Origin of the sequence: Mesorhizobium sp. M2A.F.Ca.ET.039.01.1.1, assembly GCF_003998035.1 — a bacterium.
GTDB lineage: Bacteria > Pseudomonadota > Alphaproteobacteria > Rhizobiales > Rhizobiaceae > Mesorhizobium.
On sequence record NZ_RZRY01001092.1, the window covers coordinates 1 to 1,549 of the forward strand.

Consider the following 1,549-nt stretch of genomic DNA (forward strand, 5'->3'; position numbering starts at 1 on the left):
GTGTCGGACAGCACGAAATGACGTATGCCGAGATCCTGGTATTTGCGCAGTGAATTGGCAACGTCGGCAGCCGAACCGACCAGCCAGGTGGTGCCGGCGCCGCCGCCGCCGAATTTGCCTGGGGCAGTATAAAGATTGTCGTCGAGCACCTCGCCACGCGCCTGCAGGTCGAGCAGCCGTTTTTGGCCAACTGCAACGGACCGATGGGGATCGCTAAAGGAGACGCCTTCGCGCCTCGCGATTTCGGCAACCTTCGCCTCGGCGTCGGTCCAAGCCTGGCCGGCGGTATCGCGGACCAGCGTGGTAACGCGTAACCCGAATTCCAGTGGGGGAAGGTCGCGATCCAATTTTTTGCTGAGGACCTTAAGACGCTCGATCCGCTCTGCTATGTCATCGAGCGGTTCACCCCAGAAGAGCTGGACATCCGCTTCGGTGGCCGATACCCGCTCGGCCGCCTCCGAAGCGCCGCCGAAATAGAGTTTTGGATGCCGACGGTCACCGCGCACCTCGATGCGTGGCACGACGGTGGATTGGGTCACCTGGAAATGTTCGCCGATATAGGTGACGTTCACCTCGGTCCAAAGTTTTCGGACAAGCCGCAAGAATTCCTTGGTCCGGGCATAGCGATGCGGCTGGTCCCCCTCGCTGTCGCCATATGCTTCAAGGTTGTCCAGTCCCGATACGATATTGATCCGCACGCGTCCGCCCGTCAGGTGGTCAAGCGTGGCTGCGGCGGACGCGAGGTTCGCCGGCCGCCAGTACCCCGGCCGGATAGCGATGAGCGGTTCGAAGGAGGTCGTCTGCGCTGCAAGGGCAGCGGCAAGCGTGAAAGTGTCAGGACGGCCCCAGCCCGTTCCGATCAAGGCGCCCTTCCAGCCATTGTCCTCAATCGCTTTCGCATGGCCCGTCAGGGTCTGGAGGCTGTTGTGATTTTCGACGACAGTATCGCCCCGATGCCCGGAGTTGACCTCGTTGGGGATGTACCAAAGAAATTCGGATTTGCTGCTCATGCGACCTGGTCTGCAATTTTGAGTGTGAGAAGACCGGTTTCTCGTCGGCCCGGAACATCTGAAGCGTGTCTTAAGGTTCTGGGCCGCGACGATTACATCATCCCGCTATCCGCGCTTCAGGCACGCGGTGAGCCTGGAGGGCAAAGCTGTTGGGCGGACGCCGCAGCCCCAGGTTCTCCCTGAGTGTGGTGCCTTCGTATTCGTGTCGGAACAGGCCGCGTTTTCGCAGAATGGGGACGACCTGATCCACGAAGTCGGTCAAACCCGTCGGCAGTATAGGCGGCATGATGTTGAAGGCATCGGCCGCGCCGTTCTCGAACCATTCCTGCATCGAGTCGGCGATCTGTTCAGGCGTGCCCACCACTGTGCGGTGGCCACGGGCAGTGGCGACTGCGAGATAGAACTCACGCAGCGTTAAATTGTTACGCTCCACCAGGTCGGAGACGAGCTTCAGGCGGCTTTTGTTGAGCTCGGTATCGTGCGGCAGGGGCGGGGCCGGATTATCGAGCGAATAGCCGGAGAGATCGAGACCTTGGTAG

At 60.8% G+C, this 1,549-nt stretch carries 1 protein-coding gene and 1 pseudogene; both read right to left on the reverse strand.

The window, feature by feature from the left end; translation table 11 throughout:
• The coding region (locus EOA24_RS37530) for an LLM class flavin-dependent oxidoreductase (RefSeq protein WP_133374896.1) at nt 1-1,010 on the reverse strand (1,010 nt) is incomplete at its 3' end.
• 97 nt (nt 1,011-1,107) lie between these two features.
• Nucleotides 1,108-1,549, reverse strand: a pseudogene (locus EOA24_RS37535) (nitrilotriacetate monooxygenase); the annotation flags it as partial.